We start from the raw sequence: 16,025 nt of genomic DNA, 5'->3' as shown, positions 1-16,025 counted from the left end.
GTTACACCCTCGCCATGTCGAACGGCAGTCCTTCGACGCCGTCGCGCTGGTAGTCCTCGATGAGCTCGTTCACCTCGTGGTAGCCGAGGACGTTCTCCTGAATCGCCCGGCGGACGAGTTCGGCGCGGAACTGGATGTCGTCGTAGATTTTCCGCGTGTCGTCGTAGCCGAGGAGCGTCGCCACCTTCTGTTCCATGATGAAGGAGTTGTTCATCCCCTGGAAGACGATCTCGTCTTGGACGGGGTCCCAGTAGAACGCCTCGCGGGTGACGACGCCGCCCATCTCCTTCGAGTAGCCCTCGATTTCTTGGACGCTCGTCACCCGGCGGAGGATGTCGTTGCCCCGGCGGACGCGGTTCTGGAACAGCGCGATGTCGCAGTTGTCCATGAACGTCTCGGGGACGTTGATGGGGTCGCCGGTGAAACGCTGAATCATCGAGACGATGTCGGACGCGTGGAACGTCAGCATCACCGGGTGGCCGGTCTGGGCCGCCTGGAACGCCATGCGCCCCTCCTCGCCACGGACCTCCCCGACGATGATGTAGTCGGGGCGAGAGCGGAGCGCGGCCGCGACGAGGTCGAACATGTCGACTTCGGAGTCGGAGCCGCGGCCCTCGCGGGTGAGCAGTTGCTGCCACGTGTCGTGCGGCGGGAGCACCTCGGCGGTGTCCTCCGCCGTGTAAATCTTCGAGTCCTGCGGGATGAACGAGAGGATGGCGTTGAGCGTCGTGGTCTTGCCCGACGCCGTCTCCCCGACCACGAAGATGGTTCGTTCGTTCTCCAGCGCGATCCAGAGGTACGCGGCCAACTCCGGCGAGAGCGTTCCCCACTTCGTAATCTGGAAGATCGAAAGCGGCACGTCGTCGCCCTGACGGATGGTGAGCGACGACCCCTTCAGCGACACGTCGTCGGAGTAGATGATGTTGATACGCGAGCCGTCGGGGAGCGTGGAGTCCACGATGGGGTGGGCGTCGGAGACGGGGTCACCGATGCGTTCGCCCATGTTGCGGAGCCAGTTGTCGAACTGCTCCGTGCTGTCGAACTCGACGCTCGTCTCCAGGAGGCCGAACGTGCCATGGTCGACGTCGACCTGGGCGGGACCGATGACGTGAATGTCCTCGTTCTCCGGGTCGCGCATGATGGGTTCGAGCGGCCCGAGGCCGACGATGTCGCGGACGAGCCGGTACTGTATCTTGTCGTACGTCGTCTGCGAGACTTCGATGCCGGCCACGTCGAGTCGCTTGGCCACGGAGCCGAGCGGCCCGCGGTCGTCGCCCTCGATGTGGACGATTTCGGAGAGCAACTCCTCGATGCGCTCCTCGTAGTCGGCGCTTTCTTCGGGTGCCGGCTTCGAGACGCTGCGTTCGAGCAGTTTGTCCTTGACCCGGCCGAACACCTCGAGTTCGTCGTCGTCCATCTCGGGTTCGATGGTGTAGTACTTCGTCGTCTCGCCGAAGTTGCCGTATATCTGGCAGAACACGGGGCCGCCCAGCGGGTAGATGATGTTCGGACGCCGGGACTCGTAGTCGCCCGGCTCGTCGACGAGCATCGGGAACTCGCCGGTAATCTGCCGGAACCGCTTGAGGTGGTCCCGCAGGTGCGGCCACTGCATCGCGAGGCGCTTGAGGTCGTCCGACAGCCTGGCGGAGCCGTGTTCGGTCGCCATCTACGCCACGCTCCTCGACTCGATGACGAGCCCGATACCCGACCGGACCGAGAAGCCGACGCGGTCTCCGACCTGCTGGCCCATCCCCGCGAAGCGCTTCACGAAGATGTTCCGGCGAACGTCGTTGCCGACCTCCACCATCTCCAGTTCGAAGTAGACGTCGGCGATAGAGCGGAACGGGCCGATAGAGCCCTCGTCGACCGACGACGGGTCGACGGTGATGATGATGGTCTTGCCCTTCGTCGTCAGCTCGCGGAAAAACGAGATGATTTCGAGGGCGGCCTGCCGCTCGTCGTTCTGCCGGACCAGCGCCTCGAACTGCGGGTCGTTGCGCAGGATGGCGTCGAACGTGTCGATGATGATGACATCGGCGTCCCAGAGCGTCTCGGCGTCCATCAGCCGCCGGAGGAGCTGTTTGCGCTCCTCTTGGCTGCTCCCGCCGGAGAGCGCGCCGCTGCTGTCGATTTCGGCCTGAAGGAACAGAATCTGCTCGTCGAGCAGATGCTTGACGATGTCGTACGAAAGCGAGTGCATCTGGTCGAGGAAGCCGCGGACGCCCAGCTCGGTCGAGACGAGCGTCACCACCGTTTCCTCGTCGCAGAGGCCGTAGCTGAATCGCTGCGACAGCACGCTTTTGCCGGCGCCGTAGTCCCCTTCGATGAGGACGATGGCACCCTTGGGGATGCCGCCGCCGAGTTCCTTTTCGAGACGGTCGTGCCCGGATAGCCCGAGAGAGAATTGACTGCTCATGGTACGCGGAATTCGAACACCTCTTCGTCACCGTCGACGACGATTGTCATCCGGTAGTCGCCCGAACTCAGCGCGATGTCCGTCACCGTGAGTTCGATGACGTTGCTCGGCCGCCACTCGGTGCCGTCGACGACGTTCACCGTGACGTTGGTCTGATACTGTCCGCCGACGATGATATCGAAGCCGCCGCTGGCCGCCGGGAGCGTCCTGAGGCCGGTGTTCTTGACGTATATCGAGAGGTTGTCGCTCCCGCCGTCGTAGACGCCCGCCTGCGGGTCGCTTATGACTTCGATGTCTGTTCTGATCTCTGTGCTCACGTCGCCGCCGCGCTCGTCGAGCGAACTGCTGATACCGGTCACGGTGTCGATGAGGACGCCCGAGACGCCGGCGGCGACGACGATGCTGGCGATGAATAGGATGAGGCTCGGAACGGAGATGTCGGCCATCTAGCTCACCGCCTCCGTGGCTGCGACGCCGCTTCCGGTAACGACTTTCACCCGTTCGGGGGTTGGGTCGGCGTCCACGACGAACGAGAGGTTCTCGCCGGCGTACCAGAGGTCGGTTCCGGCGTCGCCGTCGACGCTCGCGTTGGCCGACGGCACGTCGACGTAGGCGTTGTCGACGAGCAACGTGGTCTCGCTCACCGAGAGCGTCTCCGAACCGACGTTCGTCAGGTTCACCGTGAGGCTCGTGTTGTTCGTGTCGTAGGTCGCGTTCGTGACGGCGATGTCCGTGTTCGTCCGTTCGAGCGCCCGCTCCGCGTCGGCGTCCTGCGCTTCGAGTACGTTCTCCGACGCGTTGGATGTCGCCGTGTACAGCGTTCCCGTGGCGATGAGGACGCCGAGGAAGATGATGGCGGTCGAGCCGCTAACACCGAATCCCATCGAATCTCCCCCCGTAGGCGACCAACTCCTCGTACAGCTGTCCCCGCGGAACGTCCTCCGCAAGCCGGCAGACGTACGCGAGGCTCGTCTGGTGGTCGTCGATGCGGAGTTCGTGGTCGTCGGCGTCTTCGACCGACGGCGCTATCTGTCCGACGTGGGCGTTCAGCTCGCTCTCGACGGCGCGCGATATCCAGTCCTGCTCCCGATACTGGCGGAGCGCACGCGACGCGCCGAGCGCGCCGCCGACCGTGACGAGGTGTTCGGCCCACTCGAGGACGAGCACCTCGGAGACGTAGTTCGACGGGAGCGTCGCCAGGTAGGCGTCGGACTCCTCGACCGACGCGGACGACTCGGGTTCCGCGACCGCGCCGTCCTCGTCGTCGTCCGACAGTTCGTCCTTGGTTCCCGCCGCAGTGGCGTACTCGGCCTCCAGTTCGTCGAGCGTCTTGCGGACGTCGCCGTCGGCGTCCTGCTCGCCGTCCTCAATCTCGGGGGCCGGGTTGGTCTCGGATTCGTCGGACACCTCGTCGCCCGGTTCGTCGTCTTCCTCCGCGTCGTCCGCCGTCTCGGAGTCGAGCGGGTCGGCGTCGTCGAGCGCGTCGTCGTCCTCGTCTTCGAGGTCGACCGCCGCGTCGTCGAGGTCCGTTTCGGCGTCGTCCGCCGCCGCGTCGTCCTCGTCGTCCCAGCCGTCGCCCTCCTCGTACTGTTCTTTGAGGTCGTCGAAGCTCGCGCCGCCCGCACCGCCCGCGTCGTCGGTCTCGTCGGCTTCGTCGGCTTCTCCGTCCTCGTCGTCGAGCACGTCCGCGGGGCTCTCGCGCTCCGCTTCCGCGAGTTCGTCCTCCGCGGCGAGCTCCGCTTCTTTCGCGCCCTCCTCGGCGTCGAGTTCGCCGAAGTCGTCGTCGAAGAACGACTCGGCGTCGGCGTTCGCCACCTCGGGGTCGAGATGCTCTTCGTCCTCGGCTTCCGCCTCGAAGAGGCCGAACGCGCCGCCGCCGTCGAGGCCGCCCATCTCGCGGGCGTCGTCGACGAACGGGTTGATGCCGCGGGTGACCATCTCGTAGATGTCGAGCAGTTTGCGAATCGTGTCGTCGAGCTCTTCGACGGTCTCTCCGATCTGTTTGTTCTCTTCGCGGACGGTGTTCATCCCCGACGAGATGGCGCTTACTTCGTTCTCGAGTTCGCCGACGCGATCTTCGAGCTCTGCGAGTTCCTCGCTGTTGTCGTCACCGAATCCGCCGAATTCGTCGTCGTCGAATCCGTCGTCGAGGTCGTCGCCGAAGTCACCAAACTCGTCGGAGAGGTCGTCGATTCCCTCCTCGAATCCAAGTCCATCGTCTGATGACATATGTTGTTCTTCCGTGTCCGTTTCGTCCCCGGTGTCGGCCGTGTCTTCGTCGTTCTGCCACTCCATCATGCTCGCGGCGAGCACCTCCGCACCGCCTGCGGGGCGATTCGTTCGAGCGACGGCCTGTCACCCGGCCGAGCGGCGAACCGGCCGGGGAGGTCCGACGCACTCGGGGGAGCAGGTAACATTGGTGCAAGGTACGTAAGTCGGTACAAGAAAGTTCCCGTCCCGTTATCAGTCCCGATATTTTCGCGGTTATGAATTTCTGTGCGACGAACGTGTAATAAAAGTCAGACGACGGCGTAGCGGCGGTAAGAAGAATTATCCGGCGTCGGCACGGACATTCCTCCGACAGCCAACACCCGTTTCAACACAACCATGACAGAACTAGTCAAGACCGGTGTCGAAGGACTCGATTCCATCCTGAACGGCGGTATCGTCAAGAACGCCGCGGTGCTCATCAGCGGCAACCCGGGGACAGGGAAGAGTATCCTCGGCCTCCAGTATCTCTACAACGGCGTCGACCAGTTCGATGAGGGTGGCCTGTATCTCACCTTCGAAGAGACGGAAGACGACATCCGCGAGGCGGCCGAGTCCATCGGCTTCGACCGCTGGCACGAGTACGTCGAGTCCGGCGAGATCAAGGTCTACGACAAGCGGACGCTCCTCCGCGACGGCGACTTCTCGACGACGCTCGACCGCATCCTCGGCGACCTCCAGGACACCAACTACGACCGGCTCGTCCTCGACTCGCTGACGATGTTCCAGCTGTTTTTCGACGACGAGAAAGAACAGCGCCAGTATCTGTTGAAGTTCATCGACATCCTGAAAGACAGCGGTCTCACCTCGCTTCTGACGACCGAGCAGTCGGCCATCTTCCCCGAGACCGACATCGGCCTCGAGAACTTCCTGACCGACGGGAACATCTACCTCATCCAGAGTCCCGCGGGCGCGACGAGCAACCGCTACATCTGGGTCGCGAAAATGCGCAAGCAGAGCATCAAGAACTCCATGTTCCCGCTGGAAATCGCACAGGGGGGTATCAAGATATACGAGCAGGCGGCCGGGTTCTCCATGGTCGGGGAGTCGCCGCCGTGGTTCGGCGAAGAGACCGAGTAACGGGTCGGTCCTGAAGGCCGGTGGCCCCGGTCTCGCTGCGCTCTTTCTGTTTTCGCCGTCGGCTCTTTCGACTCGCTCGCACACGAGAACGCGCCCGACTCGTCGATTTGTTCGTGTTCGTCTCACCAGCTACTGTCTCCTCGCAGTTCGTCTCGGCTCACCGTCGCGACTCGGCTGCGGCGTTGCCCGTCACGTGAGCGGCGCGACCGACAGCGTCACTCGGTCGAGTCGCGCTGTGGGCCGTGCACTCCGAACAAACGACAGCGCTGCCGCTCGGCAGTCGGCGTCGATAAAATGAAAGGAAAGTTTCGGTGCCGGGTTACAGTTCGACGGGTTCGCCCTGCGTCTTGCCGGCGAGCTGCTGGGGCATCGTCAGGATGACCTGCGTCGTCCCGCCCGTGCGAGAGGTGATTTCGAGAGTGACCTGCTCGCCCGTCGAGAGACCGCCGGTGAGGTTAGTGTCGTCACCGTCGCTGGTTTCGATTGCGGCCGTGTCGATGGTGACCTCGTAGCGGTCGTTCATGCTGTTGAGGACGCCGAACGAGCCGTCGTCGTCGGTGACTTCGGAGAGGCCGAACTCGTCGCTGTCTGCGACGCCTTCCGCGGAGTCGTTCGTCGCGGAGTTCGCTCCGGACGTCACCGTCTGGTTGGTCAGGGTGACGACGCTGTCGCCGCTGAGGTACTTAATCGAGGTCTCGTTCATGTCCACCGCGTCGGAACCGGCGGCGAGACGAACGGTGAGCGTGATGTTGTCGATGTCCTCTTCGCCGCCGACCGTGCCGTGCGTGTTGAGAACTTCGACGCGGTTGGTGACCTTGTTCACGGACTGCTCTCCGGCGTCTTCGGCAGTCGCCTGCAGGAAGCCGGCCGTGTTCACGAGGACGCCCGCCGCGATTGCGGCGACCAGAACCATCGCGATGAAGACGATGAGCGTACCGATACCGACCTGACCGCGGTCGTCGTCAGTGATGTTGTTGAACATTTGAATCTCCTCAGAGCGCAATGGGGTCGTTGTTGTCCTTGCCGGCGAGCTGCTGGGGCATCGTCAGGATGACCTGCGTCGTGCCACCGTTGCGGCTGGTGATGTCGAGCTTGACGGTCTGACCCGTGGCCGTCCCGGTGGTGTTGGCACCCTCGACCGTGGAGGTGTTGATGACGATCTCCGCGCGGTCGGACTGCTCGTTGAGAACCTCGAACGAGTCGTCCCCGTCTTCGAGGACGCCCGCGGTGAAGTTGTTCCCAGTCGTCAGGTTAGCCGGGTCTGCCGTGTCGGAGCCGGTGACGGTGTCGTTGTAGGTGAGGGTTCGCGCGGTCGTCTCACTCAGGTACTTGACCGTCGTATCTTCGAGAGAGACACTCCCCGAACCGGCCGCGAGGCGGACCGTCAGGAAAATCTGGTCGACGGTGCGTTCCTCGCCGGTCTTGTTAACCAAGCCGTGGGCGTTGACGACGTCGACGCGGTTGGTGACCTTGTTCACAGATTGCTGTCCGGCGTCCTCGGCGGTGGCTTGCAGGAAGCCAGCCGTGTTCACGAGGACGCCCGCCGCGATTGCGGCGACCAGAACCATCGCGATGAAGACGATGAGGGTCCCGATACCGACCTGACCCCGGTCTTCGTTGATGTTTTCGAACATAGATTTCGTGGGTTTGGTCCCACACTCGGTGGGGAGCGGGGAACCGTCACTCGTCAACTTGGAGAGGTCCTACATAACGCTACGGCCCTCACTATCAAAACTGATATCGAAGGGTCGGTGCGTCAATACGTAAAATTCTCCGCACGCTCACGCGGGCGATCAGCGAGCACTCGTCTCAGAAAACGTAAGAAAAGAGTCCGGAGTCGGAGCGGTTCAGTCCTGCGTAATCTTCCGCCACACGTCGTCGAGTTTGTTCTTCACCTCCGGGCGTTCGGTCACGCTGACCGTGTAGTCGTCGCCCTCGAACCGAACGACGATTTCGTCGACTTCACGGCGGTAGACGTTCGTTCGTCGGTGCTCGTCGGAGAGAACCCGGTCGTGCAGTTCGAGGAGGCCCGCCGCCGTCAACTCCTCGATCCGGCGATAACAGGTCGCGATGGGGATATCCAACATCTCGCTGAACTCCTGTGCCGAGTGGGGTTCGTCCGCGGCACGGAGGATGTCAGGGTTGTATTCGTTTCCCAGTGCGGAGAGGGTCCTGTCAGACTCCATAGATGGAGATTTATCAGGACGCGCGGCTTGTCAATGTGTTGGTTGGCTATCTGCCACGTTCTCAGTCATAGTAGTGAGTCCGCCACGGACGGTGACGATGGGATTATATGCCACGGCACCGAGCATTCGCCGATGGACGACGAGGACGAACGTCCCCCCACTCACCAGCGAGAACAGGGGGTCGTCGGGACGGACGAACTCGATATCAGCCGCGACGAGCACGTCGCGGCGCTCGACACGGGCCGGTACGTCATCTCGACCGGGGAGGCCAAGCCGCCGGCCGCCGACGCGGCAGACGACGAGAGCCAGCCCTCCGATTCGGGTGAGAGCACAGGGTCCGATACGGAGACCTCCGGCGAGGGCGACGAGCACGACGAGCGCGGCGAGGACGCCGCGGCTCCCGAACTCGTCCTCCCGAAAGACCCGAAAAAACGGGCCGTGCTCGCTCGACGCCTGCTCGCAGAGCGCGTCGGAGCGGTCCGCGCGGACCACGCGCTCGTCACCACCGCGCTCGTCGACGGCAACGTCGCTCGCCACGAGACCGTCTCCGACGACGTGACCGAAGTCGTCAACTCCTTTCTCTCGTGGTACGCCGACGCCGTCGGCAACGCCGACACCCCGCGCGACGAGGTGCTCGGCATCCTGCTTTTAGCCTCGGAGGTGCGGGTTACCTATCCCGTTCGTGCCGTCGAGGCGCTCGCGACCGCCAACGGACTCGACCGAGACGACAGCATCGGAGACCTCCTCGACGCCGTCGAAGACACCGGCGCGTCGTTCCCGCCGCGCCGACGCTGATGCGTCGGTGACGCGGCTCGGGTGGGCGTTGGAACCCGATTGCTGCGGTCTGCACGACGCGACGCGGGTGGTTCGTCCTCGACATACCATATCAGCCTTGATAATGGGGAGGAAGGGTTTATGGTGTGATTTTCGGAAATCTGGAGGTATGGCAAGCAAGGTACTGGTCGTGGACGACTCTGCGTTCATGCGGAATCTCCTCAAACAGCTCCTCGAGGGTGAACACGAAGTCGTCGGCGAGGCCGAAAACGGGGTCGAAGCGGTGGAACTCTACCGCGAACTCGAACCCGATGTCGTCACGATGGACGTCGTGATGCCGATTCGAAACGGCATCGAAGCGACGTCCGAGATCAAGTCGCTCGACGCCGGCGCATCGGTTATCATGTGCACGTCGGTCGGACAGGAAGAAAAGATGCGCGAAGCGGTCGAGGCGGGGGCGGACGGCTACATCACGAAGCCGTTCCAGAAGCCGAACGTGCTCCAGGCTATCGCCGACGTGATTCAGGCAGAGGCATGAATCTCGACGTCCGGTCGCTCCGCACGTTCAGTCGGCTCGCCCACTCGGGCGCGGAGAAAGCCGCCGGTTCGCTGACCACGCTCGCGGGCATCGACACGTACGTCAACGTCACCAAGGTCGAACTCGGGACGAAGTCGGACGTGGAAAACGAGTTCGCCGAGCGCGACCTCGTGAGCGTCCACATCGGCTTTTCGGGCGGCTTAGACGGCCACACCGTGTTGGCGTTCTCGCCCGAGTCCGCAGAGCGGTTGGTCGACGCGTTGATGCCGGGCATCGACGCCACCGACGCCGACGGCGAACTCGCTGAGAGTAGCCTCAAAGAGGTCGCGAACATCATGCTCGGCGGTTTCATCGACGGCTGGGCCGACTACCTCGACACCACCGTCGACATCACGACACCGACCTACGTCGACGACGAGAACGACGGCCCGCTCGACCGCGTCGACGCCGAGGGGTTCGAAAACGGCGGCGACGACGAGCACGTCCTCGTCTTCCGCAACCAGTTGGAGGCCGCGGACAACGCCATCGAGTTCGACCTGTACATGGTGCCGACCGCCTCGTCCATCGGGACCATCGTCGAGGCGAGCGGCGACGACGGCGCGCTCCCGGTCGAGTCGTTCGCCGCCTTCTCCGAGATGATAAACGACGGCGCGACCCAGGCGTCCGAGGACATCACCGCGATGACGGGCATCGACACGACCGTCGAGGTGAGTCGGCTGAGCTTCGTCCCCATCGAGGGCGTGCCGATGTCGCTGACCGACGCGGTTCGACGCGGCGTCGTCTTGGAGTTCAGCGGGACGCCGAGCGGCTACATCGCCATCCTCTTCGACGAGCCGTCGGCCGAGAACATCGCCAGCAGCCTCCTGCCGGGCATGGAGGGCGACGAGGCGATGCGCCAGAGCGCGATTCAGGAAATCGGGAACATCACGACCTCCGGCTTCCTCGACGGCTGGGCCAACGCGCTCGAAACGACCATCGACATCTCGCCGCCGAAGCACGTCCACGACATCGGGTCGGCCATCATCGACCCGCTCGCGACCGACCTCGCGCAGTCCCAAGAGTACGCGTTCCTCATCGACTCGACTATTCGAACGGACGACGACGAGTTCACCTGCGATATCTACGCGCTCCCCGACGAGACGGAACTGCGCAAGGCGCTCAAGCAACTCTCGCCCGCCGCGTGACCCCTCCGTAGAGAATCTTAGCAATGCAAGTTTACACCACGGACACGCCCGCGGCCCGCTCCGGCCGAATCAAGGTCGGAATCGCCGACTTCGCCGTCTCCAGCGACGAGAGCACGCTGACGACGAGCGGCCTCGGCTCCTGTATCGGCGTCGCGTTGTACGACCCCGAAACGGGTGTCTCCGGTCTCGCACACGCGATGCTTCCGGAGGCGGACGACGGCAGCGAGCCGGCGAAGTTCGTCGACACCGGCGTCGAACTCCTGATCGCAGAGATGCAGGCAGTCGGCGCGGACACCGACCGAATCGTCGCCAAAATCGCCGGGGGAAGCACGATGTTCGACTTCACCTCGGCCGACGGCGACGGCAGTATCGGCGACCGAAACGTCGCCGCGACGCGAACGACGCTCGACGGGTTCGGCATCGACGTCGTCGCCGAGGACGTCGGCGGCTCCCACGGCCGTTCGCTGGAACTCGACAGCGAGACCGGCGACCTCCGCGTGCGAAGCGCGAAGAGCGGCACCCACGTTCTCTGAGCGGCTCGGCTCTTTGTCCCTCGGTCTCGGTGCGACGGTGTCGGCACGAACCCACACTCATCGTTTGGTGACCGACGACACCGACTGTCGAATGACGACGACCGAGCTCGAGCGCCTGCACATCGAGATATCACGAGTGATAATGTCTCGAATAGATTTATGTCGCCTCCTTCGAATGCTTTCACCGACACGGTACGATATCGCGTGTGACATCGCGGACAGCGCGCTGCGCGCTCCGCCGCCCCGAGTCGGGGGACTCAGGGGATTCGTGCCGTCCTGAACGAGGTGACCCATGTACCTGGACCCGGACGAATACGACCCAGACGAACTTCGACGTATCGCGCGTGACGCACCACGAGCCAGACGGAACGGCGACGGTAGATTCGACGACGGCCGATTCGACGACGGCCGGTTCGACGACCGCGGACCGTTCCGGTTCGATAACCCGCTTTTCGACCGGAGCCGACAGGAGGCGTCCGAGGCGCTCCGGTCGAGCCAACTCGAACACCTGCTCGTCCACCAGTCCCGCGGCGAGGAAGACGGCGTCGAAAAGCCGTATCTCCGCTCGCTGCCGGACAAGTACGGCGCGGAGCGCGTCGTCTTCGACTGGCTGGAGTTCCTCGTCCTCAAAAGCGGGTTCAAGCGGGCGATGGACGCCCTCCGGTACTACCAGACGGTCGGCTGGGTCACGCCGGACGTCGAGGAGACGCTCCGGGACTATCTCCTCGGCTTCTCCGCCGACGTCGACGAACCGACCGACCTCGACGTCGACGACCACCTGCTGAGCCTGGTCTACGTCGCCCGCCTCTCCTCGATGGTGTGACGCCGACCCCCGGGTCTCGAACACGGTCTCTCCTTCCGACAACCGAGTGTATCCCATGACTGCGCGAACCACCCCGCCGAGTCCGAATCGAGTTGATACCGTATGACGAACGACGCAGCCACGGCCAACGGCACTGACGCGACGCCCGAGTCCGGCGAGCGCGACGCTCCGACCGCCGTCGGCGTCAAGTTCGGGAGCGCCCGAACGACGCTCGTCTTCGACGACGGCGACGCGGCGACGACCGTTCAGGTCCCTTCGTGTCTGGTCGACGGCGAAGACGCGCTCCCCGGCGACGAACGCGTCAGCGACGACGAGGGGGCGGTCCGGCGGTCCGGTGACCGAGCGGAGTTCATGCTTCGCTCGGGCGTGCCCGCGACCGCCCGCGACGCCGAGTTGTTCGAGCGGTTCGTCCGCGAACTCTGCGAGCGACACGACCTCCCGGCCGAAAGCGCCGTCGTCTACGCGATGCCGACCGTCGACGACAGGGTCGGCCTCGCGAACTTCGGCACCGCAGTCGGTGAGTGCGGCCTCGGGGGGACGCTCACGCGAGGGCTCCCGGAATCGCTGTGCGCGTCGATTCCGGCGCTCGGCGACGGAATCGAGGCGGTCGACGAGGTGTTCGTCGCTCTCGACCTCGGCGCGACGAACCTCGAAGCGTGCGCGTACCGACACGGAACGCGGTTGCTCCCGTTCGTCTCCGCAGAGGTGTCCGGCGACCGCGTCGACCGGCGCATCGCCGAGGCGGTCGAAGCCGAGACCGACGGGCGCGCGACCATCGACCCCGACACCGCCCGCGAGTACAAGGAAACCCACGCCGACTTCGGCGGGTTCGAACCCTTCACCGACGCGGTCGAACGCGGGGACGGAGACGGCGGCGACGGCGTCCACGAGTTCACCGTCGAACGGGGCGTGATGGAGCCGCTGGACGACTACCTCGACGACGCGGTCGCAGAGCTCAGCGACTTCTTCTCGCGGCTGGCGAGTTCGCACATGAAGACCTATCAGCTCGCTCGCGCACGCCCGCTGGTCGTCACCGGCGGGATGGCGTGCATCCCCGGCTTGGTCGCAGAACTCGAATCACGCCTCGCCGCGGAGCTCGACCGTCCCGTAGACGTGGTCGTCCCCGACGACCCGACGACCGCCGCGGCCGCGGGCGCACACAGGCTCGCGGTGCGGCTCCGGGACCGAAACGCGACCTGAACACGCTCGGCTCTCGGGTCCGCTCGTTGTCTCGTTCTCTGTTTCGGCTTTGACACGTCGATCATGCGACTCGATTACTGCGCGGCTCAGCCCGTCTCTCAGTCCGTCTCCGACTCGCCCGTTATCGTGCCGCCGTCGCTGGCGGAGGCTGCTCGGTCGGCGCTCCGGAGGCCGACGATGGCGACGGACCCCCGCGGCTCGTTCTCCGTGAACCGGAGCCGACCGTTCGAGCGGTCGATTATCCACTGGACCAGCCAGAGGCCGAGTCCGCTGATGTGCTGGAGCGGCGTCTCGGTCCCCGATTCGAGGACGGAGAGTTCGGCGTCGGGGACGCCCGGCCCGTTGTCGGCGATTCGAATCTCGACGTAGTCGTTCGAGGTCGCGCTCCGCTCGACGGTGACGCCGACCTCCGGGATGACGCGGTCGTTGTGTTCGAGCGCGTTGTCGATGAGGTGTTTGAGTGCCGATTCGATGAGGTCGTCCGCGGTGACCCACATCTCGTCGGGGAGGTTCCGGTGGACGATTGCCTCGGGGTAGTCGGACTCGATGTCGTCTAACTGCGCCTCGATGCGCTCGACCACCTCGACGGGTTCGAGTCCGGACGGCCCGCGGGTGAGCGTCGTGTCGATGTGCCGGGTCTGCTCGCCGAGTTCGACGAGCGACGACGCCTTCCGCTTTATCGTCCGGGCGTGGTCCTTCGACTCGGCGGGGATGCGTTCGTCGAGGAGGAGGTCGGCGTGGCCGAGGATGACGTTCATGTCGTTTCTGAGGTCGTGCCGGAGGACGCGATTCAACACTCGGAGGCGCTGTTCGTAGCGATGGCGACTCGTCACGTCCCGCGAGTTCAACACGACGCCGCCGACGGCGGGGTCATCGAGGAGGTTGACGCCAACCGTCTCGAACCGCCGCCACGTACCGTTTTTGTGGCGGACTCTGAACTCGGCGCGCACGGGCGGGTCGCCGGAGACCACCTCGTCGAAGCAGTCAGCGACCCGGTCTCTGTCATCGGGGTGGACGAGGTCGAGCACCGGTTCACCGACGAGCGCGTCGGTCTGATAGCCGAGCACCTCGGTCATCGAGGGACTCGTGTAGGTCCGTTCGCCGTCCTCGTTGAGGACGGTGATGACGTCCCGCGAGTTCTCGATGAGCGCGCGGAACTCCTCTTCGGTGCGGCGGCGTTCCGTCACGTCGTAGAAGACGAGCAAGCGCGTCCGGTCGCGTGTCTGGTCGCCGAGCGGTTCGGAACGGACCTCGAAATAGCGGTTGGTCCCGTCGTCTTCGACGACCGCTTGCGCCCTGTCTCGACCCGCTAACACCGCCTGAACCTCGGACGGCACGCGAACGCTTTCGAGGACGGGCTCGCCGACGCACTCGGAGACCGGCCGCGCTAACAGTTCCGAGGCGGCCCCGTTCGATTCGACGATTCGGTCCTGTTCGTCGAGGACGACGACGGCGTCGCGCATCTCCGAGAGAATCGCGTCGCGGGCGATGGGCGTGATATCGAACAGTTGGTGTCTGAAGAGCGCCCAGAGCACGACGACCGAGCTAACGCCGATAGAGACGGGGACCGGATTGATGCGGAACGGGAAGAAGAACTCGCCGCCGAGCGCGGCGAGCGGAATCACCCCGGCGACGAAGAGAAACCCGGCCTGTCGCCGGTGGATGTTCGAGCTTTTGAGGTACGTTCTCGCGATGACGCTCACCCCGGTGACCGCGACGCCGAACCCGTAAACGACGTGTGCGACGAGGACGAGGTCCGGGCCGAGCGGGCCGAGGAAGTCCGCACCGGGGGCGCCGAACCGGTCCGGCTGCATGGCCCGCCAGGGGCCGAGCGACGACCCGAGCAGCCCGTGGGAGGCGTTCGTCAACTTGAGGGCGATAGCGACGGCGGGCTCGACGGCCAGAAAGCCGAGCATCTGCGTGGAGAGGAGCTGGTCTTCGCCGGCGTAGACGAGCGCAAAGACGAGCCAGACCGTCGGGATGACGGCCGCGCCGGCCCACGCCAACTGCGCGTAGAACAGTTCTGCGCTGGGCGTCATCGGGAGGAAGAGGAACCCGTACGCCGTGGCCCAGATGCTCCCGGAGAGCGTCAACAGCGCAAACGGGAGGCGGACGCGCCGCGAGTAGCGTCGGAACCGGCCGAGAACAACGAGTGTGACGACCCCCGCAAGGATGCCCGCGGCGAACAGCGCGTACGCGTGTGGGTACTGCCCGACGCTGGTCATATGTGGGTCGTGGCTCGCATCTGTGACTCTCTCGGAACTGTTCTTTCCGATGAGTGTCACATCGGAGCGATATCAAACGTGTAGCTGGTACGGAACTTAAGCGATTCGCCCCACATATCAAAGTTGATAGCAAACGGAACGAAGAGAGAAATCACGCCACGCCGAGTGACACGCCCGTCAAACCAGCTTTCGACTCGTAGTCTCGTTCGGTGTTATCAACTCAACCGTTCACCCACTCTCTCGGATTGAACGTTCGTGTGGCTGTCATATGTCGGACGTTCGCCCGAACGCTTAATTCGGATGGACGCACACGCAGGGATAGATGCCGCGCGAGTCACGTCACCCGACTGACGCCGACGGCCCGACCGGGCCCGGACTCAGACGGAACTCCGGCGCTCGGTCGTTCGACTGGGTCGACGCACCGACGAACCGGGCGTGGAGCGACGTGGCTCACGAGCGCCTCCTCGCGACGACCGCGGCTGTCACCTCGGACGGCGAGCCGTTCCTCGACGAGATTCCGCGGACGCCGCGGGCCGAGCGCGTGCTGCTCGACTGGTGTGTCCACCTCGTCGAGCGACTCGGCGGTCGCGGCGCGCTGGAGATGGCGTCGTACTACCGCGATATCGGCTGGATAGGCGACGAGCCGCACGACACGATTCGCGAGCGCGTCGTCTCCTTTACCGTCCCCGCCGACTTCGAGGACGCGCCGACAGAAGAGGACCACGTCCGCAGTTTCTCCTACGTCGCTCGGCTGTCGGCGATGGCCGAGTCGGAGTGAGTCACCGCCGGCTTCGACGG

The 16,025-nt window shown here is 64.6% G+C and carries 17 protein-coding genes; 8 read left to right on the top strand and 9 right to left on the bottom strand.

The window, feature by feature from the left end; translation table 11 throughout:
• Position 1: 1 nt before the first annotated feature.
• From DVK03_RS06125 to DVK03_RS06105, 5 genes are read right to left on the bottom strand one after another with little or no spacing between them, the layout of a single operon-like run.
• Complete coding sequence (locus DVK03_RS06125) at positions 2-1,666, bottom strand: type II/IV secretion system ATPase subunit (protein WP_004043725.1); 1,665 nt, start codon at positions 1,664-1,666, stop codon at positions 2-4.
• Complete coding sequence (locus DVK03_RS06120; protein WP_004063732.1) at positions 1,667-2,416, bottom strand: ATPase domain-containing protein; 750 nt, start codon at positions 2,414-2,416, stop codon at positions 1,667-1,669. It abuts the gene before it with no gap.
• Positions 2,413-2,862 (bottom strand): CARDB domain-containing protein, encoded by a 450-nt coding sequence (locus tag DVK03_RS06115; RefSeq protein ID WP_004043727.1) that lies wholly within the window; start codon positions 2,860-2,862, stop codon positions 2,413-2,415. Before DVK03_RS06115 ends, DVK03_RS06120 begins: the two co-directional genes overlap by 4 nt.
• The gene (locus DVK03_RS06110; RefSeq protein WP_004043728.1) at positions 2,863-3,300 is read right to left on the bottom strand and encodes a fla cluster protein FlaF; all 438 of its coding nucleotides are present in this window, start codon (positions 3,298-3,300) and stop codon (positions 2,863-2,865) included. It lies immediately after the preceding gene.
• The gene (locus DVK03_RS06105) at positions 3,284-4,729 is read right to left on the bottom strand and encodes a flagella accessory protein C (protein WP_115802458.1); all 1,446 of its coding nucleotides are present in this window, start codon (positions 4,727-4,729) and stop codon (positions 3,284-3,286) included. Before DVK03_RS06105 ends, DVK03_RS06110 begins: the two co-directional genes overlap by 17 nt.
• A gap of 294 nt (positions 4,730-5,023) precedes the next feature.
• Here DVK03_RS06105 and DVK03_RS06100 point away from each other — a divergent pair, with 294 nt between their 5' ends.
• Positions 5,024-5,764, top strand: coding sequence for an ATPase domain-containing protein (locus tag DVK03_RS06100; RefSeq protein WP_004063737.1), 741 nt, complete (start codon positions 5,024-5,026; stop codon positions 5,762-5,764).
• A 319-nt stretch (positions 5,765-6,083) separates the two neighbouring features.
• Here the strand turns inward: DVK03_RS06100 and flgA2 are convergent, their stop codons facing one another.
• The 3 genes from flgA2 to DVK03_RS06085 all read right to left on the bottom strand — a co-directional run bounded on the left by flgA2 (position 6,084) and on the right by DVK03_RS06085 (position 7,950).
• Positions 6,084-6,746, bottom strand: a complete 663-nt coding sequence (gene flgA2, locus DVK03_RS06095) for a flagellin A2 (RefSeq protein WP_049896094.1) — start codon at positions 6,744-6,746, stop codon at positions 6,084-6,086.
• A gap of 10 nt (positions 6,747-6,756) precedes the next feature.
• Positions 6,757-7,398 (bottom strand): flagellin A1, encoded by a 642-nt coding sequence (gene flgA1, locus DVK03_RS06090; protein WP_004063740.1) that lies wholly within the window; start codon positions 7,396-7,398, stop codon positions 6,757-6,759.
• 213 nt (positions 7,399-7,611) lie between these two features.
• On the bottom strand, positions 7,612-7,950 hold the full coding sequence (locus DVK03_RS06085) for a helix-turn-helix domain-containing protein (protein ID WP_004043733.1): 339 nt from the start codon (positions 7,948-7,950) through the stop codon (positions 7,612-7,614).
• A 132-nt stretch (positions 7,951-8,082) separates the two neighbouring features.
• On the opposite strand from DVK03_RS06085, the gene DVK03_RS06080 reads away from it, so the two are divergent.
• The 6 genes from DVK03_RS06080 to DVK03_RS06055 all read left to right on the top strand — a co-directional run bounded on the left by DVK03_RS06080 (position 8,083) and on the right by DVK03_RS06055 (position 13,002).
• Positions 8,083-8,745, top strand: a complete 663-nt coding sequence (locus tag DVK03_RS06080) for a hypothetical protein (protein WP_115802457.1) — start codon at positions 8,083-8,085, stop codon at positions 8,743-8,745.
• Positions 8,746-8,893: 148 nt separating this feature from the next.
• The gene (gene cheY / locus DVK03_RS06075) at positions 8,894-9,262 is read left to right on the top strand and encodes a chemotaxis protein CheY (RefSeq protein ID WP_004043735.1); all 369 of its coding nucleotides are present in this window, start codon (positions 8,894-8,896) and stop codon (positions 9,260-9,262) included.
• Entirely contained in the window at positions 9,259-10,446 is a 1,188-nt protein-coding gene (locus DVK03_RS06070; RefSeq protein ID WP_004043736.1) for a chemotaxis protein CheC, read from the top strand. The genes cheY and DVK03_RS06070 overlap by 4 nt, the downstream gene beginning before the upstream one ends.
• A gap of 23 nt (positions 10,447-10,469) precedes the next feature.
• Positions 10,470-10,979: a chemotaxis protein CheD gene (locus tag DVK03_RS06065; RefSeq protein WP_004043737.1), complete on the top strand. Its 510-nt coding sequence runs from the start codon at positions 10,470-10,472 to the stop codon at positions 10,977-10,979.
• Positions 10,980-11,271: 292 nt separating this feature from the next.
• Complete coding sequence (locus tag DVK03_RS06060) at positions 11,272-11,802, top strand: FlaD/FlaE family flagellar protein (protein ID WP_004043738.1); 531 nt, start codon at positions 11,272-11,274, stop codon at positions 11,800-11,802.
• Between the two features lie 102 nt (positions 11,803-11,904).
• Positions 11,905-13,002 carry a hypothetical protein gene (locus DVK03_RS06055; protein ID WP_115802456.1) on the top strand — a complete coding sequence of 366 codons (1,098 nt, stop codon included), beginning with the start codon at positions 11,905-11,907 and terminating at the stop codon, positions 13,000-13,002.
• A 98-nt stretch (positions 13,003-13,100) separates the two neighbouring features.
• Here DVK03_RS06055 and DVK03_RS06050 read toward each other — a convergent pair whose 3' ends face one another.
• Positions 13,101-15,227: a histidine kinase N-terminal 7TM domain-containing protein gene (locus DVK03_RS06050; RefSeq protein ID WP_115802455.1), complete on the bottom strand. Its 2,127-nt coding sequence runs from the start codon at positions 15,225-15,227 to the stop codon at positions 13,101-13,103.
• Positions 15,228-15,549: 322 nt separating this feature from the next.
• Here DVK03_RS06050 and DVK03_RS06045 point away from each other — a divergent pair, with 322 nt between their 5' ends.
• Positions 15,550-16,005, top strand: a complete 456-nt coding sequence (locus tag DVK03_RS06045; RefSeq protein WP_004043741.1) for a FlaD/FlaE family flagellar protein — start codon at positions 15,550-15,552, stop codon at positions 16,003-16,005.
• The last annotated feature ends 20 nt before the right edge of the window (positions 16,006-16,025 follow it).

It is taken from the genome of Haloferax sp. Atlit-109R, assembly GCF_003665865.1.
In the GTDB taxonomy this organism is placed as follows: Archaea; Halobacteriota; Halobacteria; order Halobacteriales; family Haloferacaceae; genus Haloferax; species Haloferax volcanii.
This window is presented reverse-complemented; position numbering and strand designations above follow the sequence as displayed.